Raw genomic sequence first — 20,677 nt, 5'->3', positions numbered from 1 at the left:
GACAATAGTATGACAATCACCGATTATTGGCATAAAACTTTCATAATAAAAACCTCTAGCACCGCCCGCTGTCGCGGATCGAGTAGAGGTTTTCCTTTCAAGCATCGTCTTCACTATGATTCTGCAGCAGGATGATAACCATATGTCTCCGCACTTAGATGCATTACATGGATCGGTTTAGTGAGTGTTACACCTGCAAGATCGTATACACCAGGGTAGGCTTGCTGCGCCTCCGCCGTATCGATACGATTGATGCTCCAGCTTTTGACCTTATATAATCTTTGATCATGCTGCAAGCGATCCAAATAGTCGGACAAAGACTCGATATGACCAGCTAATGTGAGCGTAAATGGCAGCGTCTGAGCTTCCGTGACTGCCGCCGACTCTTCGGTCATCGCTGCCTCTTCCGACATCTTGGCATATTGAGCCAGCAATACACCGGATTTGGCCGATAATTCGTGCAGCTGTTCGATTACAGCCGATTGCTCCAGCACTAGAGGCACACGCCCCTCCACCTCGATGTGATCCACAGGCTCGTTTGGCGCTAATGTATATTCTCCTTGCAAAGTTGAAGCCTCAGCCTCAGCCTGAGCATGCGACATCTTAGCCTGCTCGAGCCTATCTTTATGCGGATTAACATAGAGCATCCATAATGCTGCATTAGCAGCAATTCCTATCGCCGAGAGTAACAGTATAAGCTCGCGTTTGGGCGAAGTTTTTGATTGTTTACTTTCCAGCTCCATTGGTCACACCTCCCCCCTGGGTACCAGACGATGCAAGTCCTAAATCCAGAATTGCCGTATAGGTAGTTCCCCTAATCGAAATGAACGTACCATCTGCGGAAGGCTCCAAGCTTTTTGTTTCGTCGGCCCTTCGATTATAGGATTGAATGTTCACGTAACTAAGCACTGGTACGTTCTCTAGCGCCTCAACATAGTCGACGGATCGCTCGTATGAAGTAAAGTCCACTTCCATATGCAGCACGCCTTCTGTTCCCACTGATAAAGAAACAATTCGCGCATCGGCAGACAGCGGTTCAAGTATAGCATCCAAATATGTTTTCCATTCGATACGCTGTTCTTCGAGCTTCCCGATCAGAGCGTGCATCTCCGTTTGCTCATTAAGCTCGGTAATAGGGACTCCCTCCGCCTTCAACTTGGCATTGGCAAGTGATACATGAGTCGCCTCAAGCAACAAACGATCCGTTTCCTTCTGCCACAACAAGGACATTCCGATCAGCACCGCAGCTGCTGCAATGAGCGGTAACGCGACGACCAGTGTCAGCTTGGAGCCGCCTCTCGCCGATGGTTTGGGTGGCAGCAGATTAATTGATTTCATGATGTCCGCCCCCTAATCGACAACCCGAGTGCGACCGAATACGATGAAAGAGACCAGTCGGCAATAACAGAGGAATCATCCAGCGTCGGCCACTCCAGGATGACGACAGGATGCTCCAGCTCCTCTTCAAGCCCCTCGCGAACCTTCTCCATCTGTTTCAACTCGCCAGACAACAATATGTTACGGAACGTCTTTGAACCATTGTTTAATGTGTATTGATAGAAGTTGAGCAACCGCTCCAGCTCTCCAGCCAGATCCTGAATTGCATTCTTGAATGTCGTCTCTGGGCTCGAGAAGCTTTGCAGCCATTCGTTGTTAGACGAATCCGCCTTCGCAACGATGGATTGGAACGACACTTCAACCTGCCTCGTCAATTCCAATCGCCCATCAAACAATATGCTAAGCTCACTGTGCTGCTCGCCTACATGTACGAACAGCTGTACATCCCGTACGGTGGTCCCGCTTGCTTCGATTAATCGCAGTACGGAGAATGGCTTAATCTCGAAGCTTGCAGGGCGAAGACCCAGCTTCTCAAACATTGTTCGATATTGCATCAGCAGTCCTCCCGGAGCGGCCACGACCATTAGCTCGCATAGCTCTGCTCCCTGTTCCTCTTCCCTGGCTGCGTGCTGGATCGATGGTTTCGGCAGCTTCACGAAATCGAAGTATGGCTCCTCGAAAGCCACACGCAAATTATGGCTCATCTCGAACTGAACCAGCTTGCGAAGCTCCGAATGCCCAATATCCGGCAGCTTTAGATTTCGAACCATTACCATCTGGCTAGGGATCGCAAAGTGCAGCTGCTTCGTGCCGAATTTCCCCGACGACAACAGCTCCTTCATCGTTGCTTCGATCCCTTCCCAATTCAGTACTTTGCCGTCTTCCATGCATCCGTTCGGCATTTCTTTGCTTGTATAGCGCAATAGCTTTGTCGTGCCTCTGCGCGATGTTTTGGTCTCGCAAATCCGGATGTAATTGTCCGTCATTTCAATGCCCAGACTGTGGCTGACGCCCGTCAGCCCGTTTAGCAGCGCTCCAATCATTGCCATCCCCCTCTATGACGTCTTTACCCGCTGCTTAATAGATACAAATTCTCTCTTGTGTAGAGCCATTATCTAAGCCATCCGAATACCAGCTTTGCGAATAGTTGCTGTAGAAGCTCGTCAGACCGCCGACAAAAAAACCGGTCATCCCGTTACTCTTCCAGTCCTTATGCATTTCGGGCATATTCGCGTTTTTGAAAGCGAGCAAGTAACCCCCAAGCTTAAGACTACCAGGTATATTACCTGTTACCGACAGGTTCGAAGCCGTAATCAAGTTCCCGCCAATCGACATAGACGCGTCCGATTGAATAAATGCGATCTGGATATCGCCTTCAGCGGCCATCGTTCCATCTACTTTGAATGTATTGTGGATGGGATGTGAGAACGATATCTGTCCACCCGCAACAACATTCTCTCCGATTTGGAACGACTCGACCGAGTTCGTAAATTTGATTTGGTTGTTGACCAATATCGAGCCGCCAACCGCCATCCCGCTCTTGAGGTGATTAAACGAGAGTACAGAGCCGACGATCAGATCTCCGCCGATCGCAAGTCCATACAAAGTGTTGCGGAATTCCAGCGAGCCAAGCACCTGAAGCGAGCCCTGCACGCGGAACAGACCCTGTATCCCGTTCATCGATTCTGCAACAGGCATCTTGATGATGACATTCCCTTGAATGGATGCATCCCTGCCTACACTGAAGCTTGTCAGATTGTTGTTGGTTGTCAGATCGCCTTTCACGATCAGTTTTCCATCCATGTGCCACATGTTGAGTACATTGTTTGTCGTTACGCTGCCAGCTACAAGCATATCTCCCATAACAATCAGCTTCTTGAGCACGTTCGAGTTCGTCATATGACCACCGACGATAAGATCTCCTTCGACAATGACCGTGTCGACGGTACTACCCCCGAATTGGAGGTCGCCGCGAATGATAACATCATCCTTGAACACAATCGTCTTGCCATTATTAAGCGAATTGATTTGCAGCTTGCCTCCAATTTCCGTACGGCCATTCACAACAATGTTAGAGTTAATCGTACCTTCGAACAGCAGATCGCCGTTTGTTTTCACCGCAAGACCGGATGTATCTGAATTGATCATCATATCCGCACTTGTCGCCGGCTTGATCTGAACAGTTGCCGTGTGCTGGATGGCGTCTCTGCTTTGCGTAACCGTAAGCGAGGCCCCTGTCACTGCATGGCTTACGCCGGCCGCGGTCTCGAATCGGCTATCCTGGAAAGCTTGCGGGAAAGTAGCGGCCATCGCAACAGGTACAAGATCCAGATAATAATCCGCCGCATCTTCGAACCAATCCTTGAACTGCTGCTCCGTGTAATCATTAATGATTTGATCCAGCGGAAGCGGTTGTCCGATTGCCGGTTGCCTGTAGCAGACGGCAAATAACTTGTTGTACTTTTTCTCGATCAGCTCATGGCTCAGAATAACCTTCATTCCCGTTGCAGGCGTTGGCTGTGGAGTAGCGGTAGGCTCTGGCGTCGTAACTGGTGTTGGATTCGGCGTTACAACAGGCAAGGTAGCTGCCGGCGGCTCGTATAGCGGTGTGAGCCTGTAATCGACCTTCCCGCTTCTCACTTGATTACCCGCGCCAGCCCTGGCAGTGAAACGAACCTTGACGGGCACATTTGCCCCATCTCGTATCACTTCAACATCAGCATGAAGTCCGCTTAATGCCTCAACTTCGCTCGCTAGCGCCGTTATTGCCGCTTCGTTGTTGTTCGCCTCGTCCTCCTCCAGCATACTCTTGTACAAATGACTGAAGACTGTCATCGACGAATGAGCTTCGGTAAATGCCGCTTCAGTATTTCCGTTTGTTTTGGCCTGCAGAAGCCCGATATTCGTACTCATCGCCATAGGCGTCACAACGATCGCCAGCGTGACGATGAATCCGAATACGATCATCAACGTGCCGCCTTTTTCGGATGAAATATATTTAAACATTGCCTTTTCCTCCTTCTTCCGTTTATTCTAGGAGTAAACCAATGCGAATACTGCATTTTGTGAGGGGTGAAACGATGACACGCAATGAGAAAGGATTGACATTGGTCGAGGTGCTCGGCTCCGTCGTTTTGTTAGGCATTGCCGTACTCGGAATCATTTTTATCATTCAGCAGTCATCGGTTCACACGAAGGCTAACGCGGATACCGACGAATCCGTTGTACTATCCCGCAACGTGATGGAACAGCTCAAGCAGCAGCTGCCAGGACCCTCGGATACTCTCACCTTGTACCAGCAGAACCTGTCGCTTGCGGATCTCCGTGAGCTGTCGGGAACGACGATTTATTATCCGGGTGCCAATAACGCCCGATATGCCATTGCGATCCAGTCGGAAGCCGCTGCACTTGGAACCGCCGATGCCGGTGGCACTACTGTTAATCTGGACGACCAGTTCAGACGGATCACGATTCGGACAACCTACCTGGCAACATCCCGAACCTATGAATTAACCGGAGTCGTTGCATACAAATAAACGTGAGGAGCGTGTTGACGATGCCGTCTAAGCTCAAGAACTGTGCCAACCAAATTCGACGCGACGAGCGAGGCCTGACGTTAGTAGAAGTGTTAGGCGTTCTCGTGCTCACGGTTATGATCCTGGGATCTCTTATCTATTTGCTGCAATATTCGAGCTCGAGCATGAAGCAGGTCACCGAACGCGAGCACACGATGCAAACGTCACGGGATATTATTCACCACATCGTAACGACTGTTCGCCACGGCCTTATCCCGGAGGACTTGTCCGCCCAAACATCCAGCAATCTGGATCTGATCGGTGAGGATGGTCAATACGCCACATATACCTTTGACCCGGAGAGCGGTTCGCTCACCGTACAATACCAGCTTCTGCGTGATGACGGTACGTTGGCGGAACCAACATCGATTACGTTCGCCGAACATATCCAGTCGATCGTATTTGAGACCATTGACACCAAGGTCGAGGTTACGCTCTCTGTCAGTCTGCCAAATAACGATGTACAGACAACCTCGACAATCGTATATTCCACGCAATCCTGAAACCTCGCAACATTACAATTACGCGCCTACTTGTCCGTTCGTAGCGACAGGAGGTGTGTAACTTTATCCCGCAAATCCAGTTAACTTTAAGTACCCGCTGATCAGCCAATCGCCCCACCAATACGAAAGTACAGCCCCTGCTGCAATATACGGCCCAAATGGGATCGTCCCGCCTTCTTGTCCCCGCCCAATGAATCGTATGGCAAGCGATCCTAGTAATCCTAATACGCTTGCAGCAAATAAACTGAACAACGTTAACTTAAGACCGAGAATGAGACCAATCAGCACATAAAGCTTGATATCGCCTCCACCCATAGCCTCCTTCTTAAGCAGCCAACCCGCCAACAAGCCTGTTAATAACAAAAATCCGCTGCCCGCTAAGGCTCCTATCAAGTAGCTCCAGATCGGCAACGGATGGACAAACAACCGCATAACAAACGCAATAACGATAGCCGGAACAACCACCTTGTTCGGAATAATCATGGCGGTAATATCAGTTTGCACAATAATGACGAGAGCTGTAATGAGCAGCAGTACCGCGATTAGTTCGGGCTCAAAGCCTATCCTAAAAGCCGAATAACCAAATAGCAGACCCGTAATCGGCTCTGCCGCCGCGTAGCGCCACCATGTCGAATTCCTGCAAGCGGGACAACGTCCCTTGGACGTTAGCCGCCCCAAGATCGGAAGAACAGCCAAGCGGCTGCCCTTCCCTCTTGTATGCGTACAATATGACGGCGGATAGGATGCCGTCAGCCTGCCGTCCCAGCGCATTGCTATGGTGTTGAGGAGCGGGGCTAGGAGAAGGCCTGCTAATAAAGAAAATATTATGCCTAGAGACTGCAGCATACTTAGGTTGCAGGAGTAGCTGTAGGAGCAGGTGTTGCAGTTGTACCATTACAAGTCACTGCACTAGTCGCAATTGTTACTGTACAAGTTGTAATCGTTTTAGCAGAATCATTCCATTTAGGATCACCGCTGATATAACCTTCGCTCTTTAGAATAGCCAATGTCACCTCATGAGTCGGAGTTGTAATTGTATCTAGCTTATCTGCACTGTAACGTAATGTCGCCTCTTCAATCATGGATCTAGTTGCGGCATCAGCCTTCGATTTCGAGCTTGAAATCGTCCCCCCAATTGCCGGAATCGCAATCGCTGCAATAATCCCCACAATCACCAATACCGCCAGAAGCTCGATCAACGTTAACCCTTTTTCATTTTTCTTAAGTGTTTTCAACATATACATTCTCCTCTCGTTATGTACGAAATTGTTATATTTGGTCTTGCCGTATAACCAATACAGTTACAACATGTTCTGCATCATCTTGAACGTAGGCATCATGACGGCCATTACGATTACGCCGACGATGCCGGTCAACAAAACGATCATCAGCGGCTCCAGCAGCGCCTTGAGGCGATCCGCCATCTGCTCCACATCAGCCTCATAGAAGTCGGCTACCTTGTCGAGCATGTCCTCGATGGAGCCTGATCGTTCGCCAATCGACATCATCTGCACAACCATTGGCGGGAATAACTTAGACTGCTTGAGCGGCTCGGACATCGAATCGCCGCTCATAATTTTGTCCCGGCTATCCATAATCGCTTTGCCGATAGCTGCGTTGCCGACAACATTGGAGACGATACTCATGCTCTGCATGATCGGGATAGCCGCAGCAAGCAGCGAGCTGAACGTACGCGAGAACCTCGCGATTGCCTGCTTATGCCAGAGCGTGCCGAAGACCGGGATTCGCAGCAGCAGCGCATCAGTCGCAAGCAATCCCGATTTGGAGCGCCTGACATAGCTCCATAGGGCGCCGGGCAGAAACAACGCGGCAATGACGAGATACCAGAACTGCTGAACGAATTCACTGACCGCCATTACAATTAACGTCGGCAGCGGAAGCTCGATCCCCATGCCTTCAAAGCTAACCGCGTATTGCGGGATGACGAACAACATCATAAAAAAGATAACAACAATCATCAGAATCAGCATGATCGACGGATACACCATCGCCGACTTTACCTTCTCCCGCGTATTACGTTCTTTCTCGAAGAAGATCGCGAGCCGCTCCAGCATCACATCCAGATTGCCTGCCGCTTCGCCGGCCTGCACCATGGAGACAAATACGGTGCTGAACACGCTTGGATAGGCGGACACCGCTTCGGAGAGCTGCTTGCCTCCCCGCATGTCCTCGCCAATGCCGTCCAGCAGCTTGGCCAGCACCTTGCTCGGCGTCTGCTCCTGCAGAATCTGCACCGCATCCACAATACTGACGCCTGCACGGTACATCGTGGCGAGCTGCCGGCAGAAGACCGTGAAGTGTTCCGTCTTGACCTTGGGACCGCCGAACGAAATTTCCTTATACAACGTTGTTTCATTGGCGTCGACGATTTCTGTCAGCCAGAGGCCCTTCTCGACGATACTTTCGCGAGCTCGAATGGTCGAAGTCGCTTCAAGAAACCCAGTCGTTTTTTTGCCTGCCGACGTAACTGCCTTGTAACGATATTTGGGCATCCTCTCAACCTCCTACATCCGTGCTACAGCTCCGCATACCCGAACGACGCTTCCTGAGCGGCCGCTCTAGTTACCCTGCCGCTCTGCACCAGCTCCCGCAGCGACATCTCGATCGTCTGCATGCCGAACGAACGGCCCGTCTGCATGGTCGAGCGGATCTGATACACCTTCTCCGATCGAATCAGGTTAGCGACGGCCGGCGTATTAACGAGTACTTCGTAAGCGGCAATTCGGCCGCCTCCGCTCGCTAGCGGCAACAATCGCTGCGAGACAACGCCTAGTAGCACCGAAGCTAACTGAATCCGGATTTGCGATTGCATCGCCGCCGGGAACACGTCAATCATTCTATCGATCGTCCCAGGCGCATCCGCCGTATGCAGAGTTGCTAGAACAAGGTGACCGGTCTCGGCTGCTGTGATCGCGGTAGAGATCGTATCCAGATCCCTGAGCTCTCCTACAAGCAATACATCGGGATCCTGCCTAAGCGCTGCTCGAAGACCTGTTGTGAAGGATTCCGTATCGAGTCCGATCTCTCGTTGATTGACCATCGACTTCTTGTGGTCATATATAAATTCGATAGGATCCTCCAGCGTAATGATATGAAGCTGCTCGGATTGGTTGAGCTCGTCTACCAAGGCGGATAACGTCGTCGATTTGCCGCTGCCCGTAGGACCTGTCACAAGCAGCAGACCTTGCGGCTTCGTAATAAACGTCCGGCAAACAGTGGGCAGCCCAAGCTCCTCAATCGAAGGAATGCGACTTGGTACGATCCGTATCGCGAGTCCAATGCTGCCGCGCTGCAGATAAGCATTGATACGGAATCTGGCGAGACTCGGAACGCCGAACGTAAAGTCGATTTCTCCCCGCTGCTTGAGCTCGGCGAATTGCGTTTCCGACATCCACCCCTTTGCTAGCTGCTCCGTGTCTGCAGGTCTGAGCGAACGGTCGCCAATTGGCGTTAGCAAACCATTCTTGCGGAAAACGATAGGAGAATTTACCGTTATATGAATATCCGATGCGCCTTCGGAATGAGCGAGTTGCAGCAATTCGTTGCCCGTCATATGCCCACCTCCAGCCCATCCAACTCCTCGCCGCTGCCTGTTACGCGGAACACTTCCGTTACGGTCGTCAATCCTTCGATCGCCTTAAGAAGACCGTCCTTTACAATCGGAACCATACCGCCCTTGATGGCATGATCGTAGAAATCCTGATCGCCCTTCCTCATCATCATCATGGATCTAAGCTCGTTGTCTACGACCAATACTTCGTGAATCGCGAGCCTGCCTCGGTAGCCCGTCCTGCCGCACTCGGCACAGCCTGCACCATGCTTAAGCTTGTCCGCGGCGAGTCCATGCTTCCGCAGGATTTCTCGTTCGCGCTCCGTCGACTCGCACGCTTCTGAGCAATGGGAGCAGATTCGGCGTACCAGCCTTTGCGACACGATACAATTGACCGACGAGGATAAGAGGAATGGCTCCACGCCCATATCCATCAGCCGGCTGATGGATCCAACCGCACTGTTGGTATGCAAGGTACTGAGAACCAAGTGACCTGTCATCGCCGCTCTGACCGATATCTCTGCCGTCTCCGAGTCGCGGATCTCGCCCAACATGATAATGTTAGGATCCTGGCGCAGGATAGCGCGCAGCCCTCTGGCGAACGTCAGCCCTGACGCCGGATTGACCTGCACTTGGTTGATGCCTGCCATCTGATACTCCACGGGATCTTCGACCGTTATGATGTTGACATCATCGCGATTGAGATGCGAGAGTGCCGAATATAGCGTCGTCGATTTCCCGCTCCCTGTTGGTCCCGTTATAAGCACCACGCCATGCGCCATCTCAATGCTGGACTTAAAGGCATCTTGATTTCGTTGCGAGAACGCCAGCTTGGAGATATCCGCGAGCGAGCTCCCGAGATCCAGCACCCTTATAACAACCTTCTCACCATGAATGGTAGGCAACGTAGAAACCCTGATATCAATCTTGCGATAGTCGATCTCCAGCTCTACCCTGCCGTCCTGTGGAAGCCTGCGTTCGGCAACGTTAAGGTTGGCCATAATTTTGATCCGAGCGGCAATAATGGATTGCATCCCCGGAGGTAAAGTCCGTTCCGTCCGCATAACCCCGTCGACACGATATCGAATACGGAAGCTGTCATCCTGTGGATCCAGATGAATATCGCTGGCGCCGACCTGCACCGCTTGCGCGATTACGCCATTCACGGTCTTGACGACCGGCGAATCTTCGTCCTTGATTGCATGTTCTTCGTCGTGATCGCGTTGCTGTAGATTTTGTGAAATCTGATCGATCGTATCTTGTAGACCGTAATAACGCCGAATAACGGTCAACAGCTCGTCCTTGGAGGCAATAACGGGTTCGATCCTAAGACCTGTAGCGACTCTGATCTCGTCGATTGCATAATAATCAAGCGGATCCGCCATAGCTAGCACCAGCTTGCTGCCCTCCATCCGGAGCGGCATCACGCAGTGCTGATCAGCGAGCTTCTGTGATAAGAGACCTACAATCTTGGGGTCGATCTTGTATCGGTAGAGTTGAACATGGGGAATGCCGAGTTGAAATTCGAGTGCTTCGATGAATTGCTGCTGCGTAATGTATTGAAGTTGTATGAGTACGTCGCCTAGCCGCTGCCTGCTCTCTCGCTGCTTGTCCAATGCATCCCTTAATTGAATCTCGCTGATGATGCCCGAATCTAGCAGCAAATCTCCTATTCTCTTCCGTATTGCCATTCGACCATCACCAGTCATAGGTATTTAGACTCATGTCGTTAGCCTGTCCATTTGCTGAATATAGCATCATCATATCTACTAATCGCGGTTTATGTCAATGACTAAAGTCCTATTTTCAAAAATTTAATAGACGGAAGGGACTTTGGACCCATTAATATAGCCTTGCCCTATGCTCCTCATTTTAAGAGCCGGGTTTATGGACCCCTATATTTCTGCTGAAGGAGATTAGATCAACTACGTTTGGGTAGAGCTAAGCGCTTCTCTTTTTGCGGCTTAACGCACAGAAACATGAAGTATTCGAACGAATATGCCAATCGTAGCGTCATTAGAAGGAAAACAATCTATCCGTCTGGGTGCATCAAGAAGTTTGTGTAAGTATGTAGGAATAACCATTGGGACGATGAAATACTTCAGTCATGTTCGAATGTTCTGACGTTGTTGCAGACGGGCGGATAAAGCATCCGCTCTTATCTTACTGATAATTATTGGTTACTCCATGGGCTGCGGGAAGCGTTCCTCAAACCTTTCGGCAAACTTATCCATGACTTCTATTACTCCGATTCCAGTTGTGGCGCGTTCTGCATACACATCATAAAGTTGGTACACTGCAAGTAGATGACTTTCTCTGACGCATCCATGTTCGTTAATCGGTTCATAGACCTAAGCTGCTTGAGAAACTCCTTGTTTATTCGCTCGATCGCAATTGAAGCATAGTTGGCCTGCTCCATCGCTGCTGGGTATGTGTGGATTGTGAGAGCAGCATCAACCATACTTTGAGCCTCGACCCAGCCATGCGGACCCAACGTATGTGAAATTCTACATACATTATGCCTCGACCCAGCCATGCGGCCCAACGTATGTGAAATTCTACATACATTGTGCCTCGACCCAGCCATGCGGACCCAACGTATGTGAAATTCTACATACAATTTGCTTCGACCCAGCCATGCAGACCCAACGTATGTGAAATTCTACATACAATGTGCCTCGACCCAGCCATGCATCCCAAACGTATGTGAAATTCTACATACGATGTGCCTCGACCCAGCCATGCGGCCCCAACGTATGTGAAATTCTACATACGATGTACCTCGACCCAGCCATGCAGCCCCAACGTATGTGAAATTCTACATAGATTGTGCTTGGATCCAACCTGACTAAATACAGGGGGCATTATGTTATACTATTGGAATGGAACAATGGAAAAAAAACCTGATCGTCTTGTGGTTTGGTCAATTTCTTGTCATGGCCGGCATGACAATGATCATCCCCTTCTTGACCCTGTACCTTCAATTTGAGCTTGGTTTGTCGGATCCTCACGAGATCGGCATATGGGCGGGAGTTATTTTTGCAGGGAACTTTGTCACGTCGTTTATCTTCCAGCCGATCTGGGGCAAGCTTGCAGACCGTTACGGAAGGAAAATGATGCTGCTCCGCTCCGGCTTCGGCATGGCTATCGTGATGGTCTTGATGGGCTTCGCCACGAGTCCTTGGCATCTCCTATTCCTTCGCATGCTGAACGGAACCATATCTGGCTTTAATCCCGCTTCGATCGCCCTTATATCAGCAACGACGCCCAAAGAAAGGATGGGCTTCGCAATGGGCTCTATCCAATCCGGTGCGATCGCGGGTACCATTCTAGGTCCTCTGATCGGAGGATTGCTGGCGGATGCCGTCGGCTATCGTCCGATCTTCTATTTGACAGGCGCTCTGCTCTTTGTCGCATCACTGCTTGCCTTGTTCGTCGTCAAAGAATCGTTTGATATCGCGAAGGCCGCCTCAAGGGCGCAAGCATCCGTCATAGAAGGGCTGAAACGTGTTGCGCGAATCCCTCAGCTGCTGGCCTTGTTCTGCGTGACGCTGCTTATCCAGTTCGCCAACATGAGCCCGATGACGCTGATTCCGCTCTACGTCCAGCAATTGCATGGCTCCGCCGAAAATTTGGCTTTTCTCGCCGGTTTCGTAGGCTCCGTGACCGGACTCTCCAATATGATCGCTTCCCCGCTGCTCGGCAAGCTTAGCGATCGGATCGGCGCGGAGCGCGTGCTCGCCGTTTCCTTGGCCGGCGCTGCTCTCGCCTTTATCCCGCAGGCCATTGCAGACACCGTCTGGCAGCTTCTGCTGGCGAGATTCGGACTCGGACTGTTCTTGGGGGGACTCATCCCCGCCGTGAACTCGCTGATCCGCAAATATACGCCGGACGGGATGGAGAGCAGGGCCTATAGCTTCAACAGCAGTACATTAAGCCTCGGCAACATGATCGGCCCAATCGCTGGAGGAGCCTTGTCGGGTTATATCGGCATTCACGGCCTGTTCCTCGTTTCTGGCGCACTCATGCTGCTTAATGGCATTTGGGTATGGCAGACACTGCTCAAGCGTAGGTATACGAAGGGCATGTCATGACATGACTTAGAAGATTGGCTCGTCCGCAACAGAAAGACGCCTGCAGGTCCGCTTGATCAGCGACCCACAGGCGTCTTTCTTATCATGTATGGATTATCCTCGGACTCTCGCAATCGAAAGACCGTCGTATCCCGGCAGAATTGTGCTTTCCAATCTGGCGTCGCTCGCTATCCGTTCATTAAATGAACGTACCGCAAGGACAGCAGGTCCCTGCTTGGCTTCATCTGTCGTGCGCCCTCTAAGCAGGATGTTGTCGCCGACGATGATTGCGCCAGGATTGGCCAGCTCCAGCGCATAATCCAGATAGATCGGGTATCCTTCTTTGTCTGCATCGATAAAGAAAAAATCAAAGGATCTTCCTTGCTCTTTCAGCACGGCCAGACTTTGTTTGGCATCGCCTACGATATATTCGGCTACACCGCCGAACCCCGCTTCCTCCAGGTGCCGCGCGGCAATATCCGCATAATTCTGCAGCAACTCAAGCGAGACAAGCTTGCCTCCATCCGGCTGCCGATCCATGCCGCGAGCCAGACAGATACCGCTATATCCGCCTAATGCGCCGATCTCCAGCACACTCCTCGCTCCGCTCATTCGCACCAATAAGGTCAGCAGTCTGCCATACCCGTCCGCGATCGAGATCGACGGCATACCCGCCGCTTCGATGCCTGCTTTGACCCGTTCAAGCACCTCGTCAGCTTCATATAATCCGTCTACATATTGTTCATTGTCTGACATTCTCTCGTCCCCTTCTAATTCGAATTTGTAATATTCCCGTCACATGTCCTATACTTAATTGTACGTTTTAATAAGATACGTGACAAGAATCAGGAAAACACGCAGCAACACAGCGTTAGTTCCCGAAATTAATCGGAAGTGAGTGTACGTTTATGAACCAATTGCAATTAATCGCCACCGCTCCAATGGGGCTTGAGGCTATCGTAGCCCGAGAGCTCAAGGAGCTGGGTTACGAGAATACCCAAACGGAGAACGGACGCGTCAACTTCACCGGCGGACCGGAGGATATATGCCGTACCAATCTGTGGCTTCGTTCCGCAGGACGCGTGTTAATCAACATCGGACAATTCAAAGCCACGACATTCGACGAGCTCTTTGAAGGGACAAAGGCTCTTGATTGGTCCGCTTGGATTCCAGAAGACGGGGAATTTCCGGTTAATGGACGTTCCCACAAGTCGCAGCTATCCAGCGTACCGGCCGTGCAAGGCGTCGTCAAGAAAGCTGTCGTGGAGTCGCTGAAGGCGAAATACGGTACCGAGTGGTTTCCAGAGGACGGACCCAAATACGAAATCGAAATTTCGTTGCTGAACGATGAAGCTCTGCTCACGTTGAACACGTCTGGCTCTGGTCTTCACAAACGCGGTTATCGATTGGTTTCCACTGAAGCGCCGATCCGCGAGTCGATGGCTGCTGCGCTTGTCCAGCTTAGCCGCTGGCAACCCGAGAGACCGCTCTATGACCCGTTCTGCGGCTCAGGCACGATGTTAGTCGAAGCCGCCATGATCGGCTGGAATATTGCGCCAGGCTTGCGTCGCACCTTCGTGAGCGAAGGATGGTCTCAAATTACGAAACAGATGTGGGACGACGCGCGCGATGAAGCTTATGACTCCGTTAAGGACGATATTCCGCTCCAAATTGCAGGCTCCGACATTGATCCCTATGCGATCGAGGTTGCCGAGGCAGCCATCAAACGGGCTGGCTTCGCCAAAGAGATCAAACTTAGCCTCGCGCCTGTCGCCAAAGCGAAACCCCAGGGCGATTATGGTGTCATCCTGACGAACCCGCCTTATGGCGAGCGTCTCGGAGACGATGCATCAGCAGAAGCCGCGCTTCGGCAATTCGGTCTGACAACATTACATTATCCAACTTGGTCAGTATTCGCCATTAGCCCGTCTACGCAGGTGGAGCATTACATGGGCAGGAAAGCAGATAAGAAACGCAAGCTGTTTAACGGACGAATCCAGTGTGACTTCTACCAGTTTTTCGGTCCTCTTCCGCCAAGGGAGAAACGTCATGACTAATCAAAGCGGCGGCTTCGGTCGCCTGCTTGCTTGGAGCCTAAACCGGCTGGACCGTTTGGTCGCGGCCGATTTTGTTTTGTTTGCAGGCGCTATGGTATGGAAATTGTATTTTTTCTCGAAGCTGTTATCCGTGCAATACATGGATATGACAATTAAGGATGCCATGATCGAGACGGGCGCCGTGCTGCTCCTTGCCTTCTGGACGCTGCTGTTGCCAACCAGAGGACGGATCGTGTCGCTTATAGCATTAAATTTGGTGCTGTCCTTCCTGCTCTACTCCGATGTTATCTATTACCGCTACTTTCAGGATCTTATCACAGTTCCCGTCCTGCTGCAGCTTAGTCAAGTCGAATCGCTTGGGGGCAGCATCGCTTCTCTGCTCAGCGCGTACGATTTGTGGTTATTCGCGGATATGGTCATCATTCTCCCTTATGCCGTCTTTGTGATCTGGCGTGGACGAGCTGTCCTGCGTCCGGCTCGACTTCTTAAGCGCGTAACTTGGAAGCGTCGCACCCTGCGGATCGGGACATCCATGACGGCACTAGCCCTCGGGTACATGCTGTTTGCTGTCAATCTCAACCATGCGACGGATACATGGGCCAAAGGGTTATTCGAGAAAAATTGGTGGAACTTAAGTATCTACAACGTGGCTGGAGGCCTTGGTTTCCATGGATATGATGTCTATCGCTACGCAAAAATCAACTGGCTAGGCGCAGAAACCGTGACCGCCGCTCAGAAGTCGGAGACGGAGCAATGGATCGAAGAACGCGGAGCTCGTCGAGGCACGGTAGAAGACGATCCGCTGTTCGGCGCTTATGCAGGCAGCAACGTCCTTATGGTGCAGGTCGAATCGCTGCAGAACTTTATGTTAGGCGCATCGATCGGCGGAGAGGCCATTACGCCCGTCCTTAACGGCTTAATGAAGGAGAGCGCCTACTTCAGCAACTTCTACCATCAGACGGCGCAAGGCAGAACGTCGGATGCCGATTTCGCCACCTCCTGCTCCATGCTGCCGATGAAAAGCGGCTCCGTCTTTATCCAATACGCGTCACATGACTTCGATTGCCTGCCGGAGACGTTGAAGGAAAACGGTTATTCGACGGATGTGTTCCATCCGTATCAAGGCGGCTTCTGGAACCGCAATGTCATGTACAAGCAAATGAATTACGACCAGTTCCACAGTCTCAAAAGTTATACGCTGGATGAGCCGCTGGGATGGTCGCTTGGCGACAAATCGTTTTATAGACAAACGATGGACAAGCTCGCTGCGATCCGGGAGGAAAATGGAGAATCGCCGTTCTATGCTTTCTTGATATCGCTCACTAGCCATCACCCCTACCGCATGCCGAAGAAGGAAAAGTTGTTGAACCTCGAGGAGCTGGAAGGTACAGCAATGGGCGATTATCTCCAATCCGTCCACTACGCGGACGCTGCGCTGGGTGAGTTGGTCGATCGTCTCAAGAAGGATGGACTTTGGGAAAATACAATATTCGCGTTATATGGCGATCATGACAACTCGATTACCGACTGGAGCTTGTACGAACGTTTTGTCGACAACGCTACTGACCCGCTCGTACAGGAGATGACGATCAAACAAGTTCCGTTCCTGATCCATTTGCCGGATGGCGCATATGCCGGCACCAGAGATACGGCAGGTGGACAGCTCGATACGACGCCAACCTTGCTTCATTTGCTAGGCATCTCGGCTACCGATCGTTACCTGCTAGGGATGCCGCTTCTTACGGATTCCGCCACAACTGAGCGTCTCGTGGTGCAGCGCGACGGATCTTGGACGGATGGCTCACGTTATTATATCCCTTCGAAGGATGGGTTGCCCGCCAACGGTCGTTGTTACGATATAGCGAGCAGTTCCCTCCTTTCCACCTCTGATTGTCTGGACGGTACGGCATCAGCCGACCTTGAGCTTATGATGTCGGATCGAATCGTCATTGGCGATCTGCTCCCAACATTCAGGCTTAACGGAGCGGTTGAAGCCACTCAAATGTCCGGATCGAGGGAATAACGATTGAAAAGAAAGGCGACGCCGGATCTGAAATTCCGGTGCCGCCTTTCTTTTCATGCTTGATTGTTAGATCGATTGTTCTGATTCGACAACCAATCCAGCACATCATTAATATGATTTACCGGGACGACAGTCAGATCCGGCGCGGCCGCCCTAGCAGCCTCTTCTCCAGCAAGCGGGACAAAGAATACATCCGCCTTCGTCCGACTGACAGCATAAGCCTTCTGTGGTATGCCGCCCACCATGCCAACGGAGCCATCCGCTTCGATTGTGCCAGTACCGGCGATGTGCAGCCCTTTCGTCATGTCGCCAGGAGTCAATTGATCGATTAGCGCCAGCGTTAACATCGCGCCGTGTGACGGACCGCCTACATGTGCCATGTAATTGTTGTATGTTACTAGTCTTGGTGTATCCAGCTTCACCTCAGGCTGGATAGAAATTCCGAAGACGGCACGTCCTGGGTTGTCTGCCGAGGCAGCAGCCGTGACGGTTGTCTCTACCTCTTCGTTACCTCGCCGCAACGAAACGATTACAACGTCTCCCGCCTGGATTTCGGATTCCATCTTGGCGATCAGCTCATCTACCTTATAGATCCTCTCCCCGTCAAGCGCATCGATAATGTCCCCCGCTTGCAGATGACCATCGGCCGGACTATCCTTGACGATGGCAACGATACGAACGCCGTCCGGTACTGCGCCTTTGCCAATACCAGCCTTCTCCATGGCAATCGCTGATGCGACCTTGTTCGCATCCTGCTTCATCGCAACGACCTGCGCGTACGTTTCCGAGAGTGGCGGCTCATTCTCCGGGATCGGCTGGAATTGGTATTGCGGGAACAACGCTCCATACAATCTGTCCGCGAGTACCGCAGGACGATCGAATACAAGCACGCCGTCGATCACCCCGCCAGCCATTCCTCCCTCAATCGCCGCATATCGATTCAGATTAAGCGTCATCCCTGGATAGGTCACATTGTAGGATGTCGGCCAGACCAGCAGCACAAGCGCAGCTGCCGTCCCTGCAAGCCATGTCACGCTGCGCCATGGGAATCTCCGGCGATAGAGGACATCTCCGGCGATAAGATCACCGAACATCAAGATGGCGCATATCACAACTCCGCCAATTCCAAGTTCAAGCTTGTCCGGTGCAGCTGCGATCAGAATGGCCGTCGCCAGATTAGCAGCGGCTATCACGCCTCTGAATAGCTTCAACACTCGACTTGGACGCATCGTCCGTTTATCCATTCTGTATCTGTACAACGCCCCCGCACACCAACACAGCGGCACAATAGCAAGTCCGAAGAAGAGATAGTCGATCCACTCGATCCACTCCATCCCCCCGCCCGTCACGATTGGCGCCGGTACCCAGATCAGCTCAGCTGCTATCAAATAAACAAGTCCTATCAGCAATCCTGCTATGTATAACCCATTACGCGGTGCTTCCCTATCATTTTCGACGTACCTGATTGCCATACCGAACTCCTCCTTCTTGCACATCTTCCTGCATCCCCCGCAGCTCTTCAAAAAAAGAGACAGGAGCACGCCGGTCTCGCCGTCGCATCCCTGTCTCTTGCCCGCAGCATCGTCGCCGTATGACATGTGACTCTATTATTTCTTCAAGTACGTCATCGCTTTTTCGATTGCTTCGTCTTCCGTCGCGCCTTTGACATATCTTCCGTTAATAAATACGAAGGCGTAGCGAGCACACGGCCCGCAATAGGACTTGCAGCTAACCTGCTGGATATCCGCTTCTGGCGCTAGCTTAGTCAACTTGTCCATCGCGGTCTTCATCCGCATGTGCTTGCATTTGTCGCAAATTCGAATATCGTTCACAGCCATGACGAAGCTTAATGATCTCCGTGGTTGCCCTTTGAAGGATTCGTAACGGCGAAGCCTTCTTCCGGCACGTAGAAATAATCGATGCGAATGCCATCCAGGAACTCGTTGTCCTTCTCCAAGATCACATCGATGTCCTTATCCGTGGAAACAACGACGTCATTATCAGTCGGATCGTCCACTCCCATGCCATAGTGGGCATGGTCGCCGTGCGCGTGTGTCACGTAGACGCGAAGCAGTTTTCCTTCATTTTCGGGCTTGTCCAGCTCGAGCTTGATCATCTTGGCCGCATTGCGGGAAATTTTGCAGTTCATGGTCCGACAGCTCCTTCAGTTCTCATAAAGTTATTATAGATGCATCCTGTACCGCAGCTAAATTGCAGCCAGCATATCCCATCAATTATTTGATCAAGTAATATTATACTTCCTGCCCATTCGTACGGCAAACCATTCTGCAATAATCATCGTAAATGCGATATCGTCGATCGGCACGAAAGGCATCACGTCCGGAATGACCCAATACACGATGACCGGAATCAAGAACAGCAGCTTGTCTCGAAGGGCAACTTTCTTGGAGGTCAGCAGCTTATATATAAACACAAACGTATTCTTCCAATGTCTGAGCGAAAACAACTTGCGCATGCCCGCACCTCCCGTCTGTCCATCAACAGCGTTGTTGTAACAGTATACCATAGCGGGGGTAGATCTGCGTAAACGAGGGGAATGTACAGGCATGCATACTAACCACTTCCAGCCCATTCTCATCCGATAGGCGGCACGTGTGCAACTCAGAACTTGAGAGACTCCAGCAAGAGCGGTCGAAGCTCAGCATAAATATTGTCAAGATTGCCGTATGGCAGCGGATTTTCGCCTAATCCCGCTTCTACAGTGAAGCCAGGACGTCGATAGCGATAAATAAACCAATCCTTGTACCCCGCATCGCTGCCGCTTAGCTTGATTGATTGGTAGCCGCTGACCTTCTCCAGACGAAGCGACAGTTCTTCCGATTCTATCGGCTCATAGTCGCGATAATTCCAGTATATCTCCCTGCCCTGCGTATGCAGCGCGATTACCACAGAGAACGAGACGGCTTCCGTTAATCGCGCCATGGCCTGCGCCTCCGGCTCGCTTAGCGGATACGGCCCAGGATAATCGCGCGGCGATGGTCCGTCCACTTCTCTCCGCTTGCATTCTTCTTCCCAATAGGCCGGGAATTGGTCATTCAAATCTACACCTCTTATATTGCTCTTCCAAGCGCTAAAATCACTTAAACCACCGTTCCAAGCCAGCAATTGACTGTATAACGGGTGGCTCTGGTGTACGCCGCGCTGCGCGAGCTCCACGCCATCCGGGTTAACCATCGGTACCGCCCAGATTGTGGTTTCGTTGCAGTAGCGCGCTACGTCTACACCGCCAAGCGGACGTCCCGTCGCATAGCTATGGGACAGCTCCGATATAAACCTAATGAGCAGCGCGGAAGTGATCCATTCGTTCGCGTGGAATGACGCGTTCATATGAATGGCTCTAGAACCGCAGCCGCAGCGAAGCGCCGGGATCGGCTTGCCCATCACGCTCCTGCCGATGCTCTCCGCCGCGATAAAGGGATATCCTATCGCTAGCTGCCGGCAATCCTCCATCATCATTTCGTACGAATAGGTTTGGTTGTCGAACTTGTTCTCTTTCAGGATCCTGCACTCCTTCAC

21 protein-coding genes are annotated in these 20,677 nt (G+C 51.5%); 5 read left to right on the top strand and 16 right to left on the bottom strand.

Annotated elements, in window-relative coordinates; translation table 11 throughout:
- Window positions 1-113: 113 nt before the first annotated feature.
- The 4 genes from ACX1C1_RS17265 to ACX1C1_RS17250 are packed head-to-tail and all read right to left on the bottom strand — an operon-like array spanning window position 114 to window position 4,344.
- Complete coding sequence (locus tag ACX1C1_RS17265) at window positions 114-743, bottom strand: hypothetical protein (protein WP_458953417.1); 630 nt, start codon at window positions 741-743, stop codon at window positions 114-116.
- Window positions 727-1,338 carry a PilN domain-containing protein gene (locus tag ACX1C1_RS17260; protein ID WP_458953416.1) on the bottom strand — a complete coding sequence of 204 codons (612 nt, stop codon included), beginning with the start codon at window positions 1,336-1,338 and terminating at the stop codon, window positions 727-729. Before ACX1C1_RS17260 ends, ACX1C1_RS17265 begins: the two co-directional genes overlap by 17 nt.
- Complete coding sequence (pilM, locus tag ACX1C1_RS17255; RefSeq protein ID WP_458953415.1) at window positions 1,335-2,387, bottom strand: type IV pilus biogenesis protein PilM; 1,053 nt, start codon at window positions 2,385-2,387, stop codon at window positions 1,335-1,337. Before pilM ends, ACX1C1_RS17260 begins: the two co-directional genes overlap by 4 nt.
- 28 nt (window positions 2,388-2,415) lie before the next feature.
- A complete protein-coding gene (locus tag ACX1C1_RS17250; protein WP_458953414.1) occupies window positions 2,416-4,344 on the bottom strand; it encodes a hypothetical protein in 1,929 nt (642 codons plus the stop codon).
- 74 nt (window positions 4,345-4,418) lie between these two features.
- On the opposite strand from ACX1C1_RS17250, the gene ACX1C1_RS17245 reads away from it, so the two are divergent.
- Together ACX1C1_RS17245 and ACX1C1_RS17240 are read left to right on the top strand one after the other, a co-directional pair.
- Window positions 4,419-4,874: a type IV pilus modification PilV family protein gene (locus tag ACX1C1_RS17245; RefSeq protein WP_458953413.1), complete on the top strand. Its 456-nt coding sequence runs from the start codon at window positions 4,419-4,421 to the stop codon at window positions 4,872-4,874.
- 20 nt (window positions 4,875-4,894) lie between these two features.
- Window positions 4,895-5,416: a hypothetical protein gene (locus ACX1C1_RS17240; RefSeq protein WP_458953412.1), complete on the top strand. Its 522-nt coding sequence runs from the start codon at window positions 4,895-4,897 to the stop codon at window positions 5,414-5,416.
- A 63-nt stretch (window positions 5,417-5,479) separates the two neighbouring features.
- On the opposite strand, the gene ACX1C1_RS17235 is transcribed toward ACX1C1_RS17240, so the two are convergent.
- The 6 genes from ACX1C1_RS17235 to ACX1C1_RS17210 form a co-directional block, all read right to left on the bottom strand.
- Window positions 5,480-6,262 carry a prepilin peptidase gene (locus tag ACX1C1_RS17235; RefSeq protein WP_458953411.1) on the bottom strand — a complete coding sequence of 261 codons (783 nt, stop codon included), beginning with the start codon at window positions 6,260-6,262 and terminating at the stop codon, window positions 5,480-5,482.
- 2 nt (window positions 6,263-6,264) lie between these two features.
- On the bottom strand, window positions 6,265-6,654 hold the full coding sequence (locus ACX1C1_RS17230; protein ID WP_458953410.1) for a prepilin-type N-terminal cleavage/methylation domain-containing protein: 390 nt from the start codon (window positions 6,652-6,654) through the stop codon (window positions 6,265-6,267).
- 63 nt (window positions 6,655-6,717) lie between these two features.
- Entirely contained in the window at window positions 6,718-7,929 is a 1,212-nt protein-coding gene (locus ACX1C1_RS17225) for a type II secretion system F family protein (RefSeq protein ID WP_458953409.1), read from the bottom strand.
- Window positions 7,930-7,952: 23 nt separating this feature from the next.
- On the bottom strand, window positions 7,953-8,990 hold the full coding sequence (locus ACX1C1_RS17220; protein ID WP_458953408.1) for a type IV pilus twitching motility protein PilT: 1,038 nt from the start codon (window positions 8,988-8,990) through the stop codon (window positions 7,953-7,955).
- Complete coding sequence (locus tag ACX1C1_RS17215; RefSeq protein WP_458953407.1) at window positions 8,987-10,678, bottom strand: GspE/PulE family protein; 1,692 nt, start codon at window positions 10,676-10,678, stop codon at window positions 8,987-8,989. The genes ACX1C1_RS17220 and ACX1C1_RS17215 overlap by 4 nt, the downstream gene beginning before the upstream one ends.
- 551 nt (window positions 10,679-11,229) lie before the next feature.
- Window positions 11,230-11,448, bottom strand: coding sequence for a hypothetical protein (locus ACX1C1_RS17210; protein WP_458953406.1), 219 nt, complete (start codon window positions 11,446-11,448; stop codon window positions 11,230-11,232).
- Between the two features lie 421 nt (window positions 11,449-11,869).
- On the opposite strand from ACX1C1_RS17210, the gene ACX1C1_RS17205 reads away from it, so the two are divergent.
- Window positions 11,870-13,081 (top strand): MFS transporter, encoded by a 1,212-nt coding sequence (locus ACX1C1_RS17205; RefSeq protein ID WP_458953405.1) that lies wholly within the window; start codon window positions 11,870-11,872, stop codon window positions 13,079-13,081.
- A 93-nt stretch (window positions 13,082-13,174) separates the two neighbouring features.
- On the opposite strand, the gene ACX1C1_RS17200 is transcribed toward ACX1C1_RS17205, so the two are convergent.
- The gene (locus ACX1C1_RS17200) at window positions 13,175-13,816 is read right to left on the bottom strand and encodes an O-methyltransferase (protein WP_458953404.1); all 642 of its coding nucleotides are present in this window, start codon (window positions 13,814-13,816) and stop codon (window positions 13,175-13,177) included.
- 152 nt (window positions 13,817-13,968) lie between these two features.
- Here ACX1C1_RS17200 and ACX1C1_RS17195 point away from each other — a divergent pair, with 152 nt between their 5' ends.
- A complete protein-coding gene (locus tag ACX1C1_RS17195) occupies window positions 13,969-15,117 on the top strand; it encodes a THUMP domain-containing class I SAM-dependent RNA methyltransferase (protein WP_458953403.1) in 1,149 nt (382 codons plus the stop codon).
- The gene (locus tag ACX1C1_RS17190) at window positions 15,110-17,140 is read left to right on the top strand and encodes an LTA synthase family protein (protein ID WP_458953402.1); all 2,031 of its coding nucleotides are present in this window, start codon (window positions 15,110-15,112) and stop codon (window positions 17,138-17,140) included. The genes ACX1C1_RS17195 and ACX1C1_RS17190 overlap by 8 nt, the downstream gene beginning before the upstream one ends.
- Before the next feature lie 53 nt (window positions 17,141-17,193).
- On the opposite strand, the gene ACX1C1_RS17185 is transcribed toward ACX1C1_RS17190, so the two are convergent.
- The 5 genes from ACX1C1_RS17185 to ACX1C1_RS17165 form a co-directional block, all read right to left on the bottom strand.
- The gene (locus ACX1C1_RS17185) at window positions 17,194-18,612 is read right to left on the bottom strand and encodes a PDZ domain-containing protein (protein ID WP_458953401.1); all 1,419 of its coding nucleotides are present in this window, start codon (window positions 18,610-18,612) and stop codon (window positions 17,194-17,196) included.
- Window positions 18,613-18,747: 135 nt separating this feature from the next.
- Entirely contained in the window at window positions 18,748-18,978 is a 231-nt protein-coding gene (locus ACX1C1_RS17180) for a YuzB family protein (protein ID WP_458953400.1), read from the bottom strand.
- 8 nt (window positions 18,979-18,986) lie between these two features.
- On the bottom strand, window positions 18,987-19,289 hold the full coding sequence (locus ACX1C1_RS17175; RefSeq protein WP_458953399.1) for an iron-sulfur cluster assembly accessory protein: 303 nt from the start codon (window positions 19,287-19,289) through the stop codon (window positions 18,987-18,989).
- A gap of 93 nt (window positions 19,290-19,382) precedes the next feature.
- On the bottom strand, window positions 19,383-19,616 hold the full coding sequence (locus tag ACX1C1_RS17170; protein WP_458953398.1) for a hypothetical protein: 234 nt from the start codon (window positions 19,614-19,616) through the stop codon (window positions 19,383-19,385).
- Between the two features lie 146 nt (window positions 19,617-19,762).
- Window positions 19,763-20,677 (bottom strand): M14 family metallopeptidase, encoded by a 915-nt coding sequence (locus tag ACX1C1_RS17165; RefSeq protein ID WP_458953397.1) that lies wholly within the window; start codon window positions 20,675-20,677, stop codon window positions 19,763-19,765.

This window comes from Paenibacillus sp. strain BS8-2 (assembly GCF_054483835.1).
This window is presented reverse-complemented; position numbering and strand designations above follow the sequence as displayed.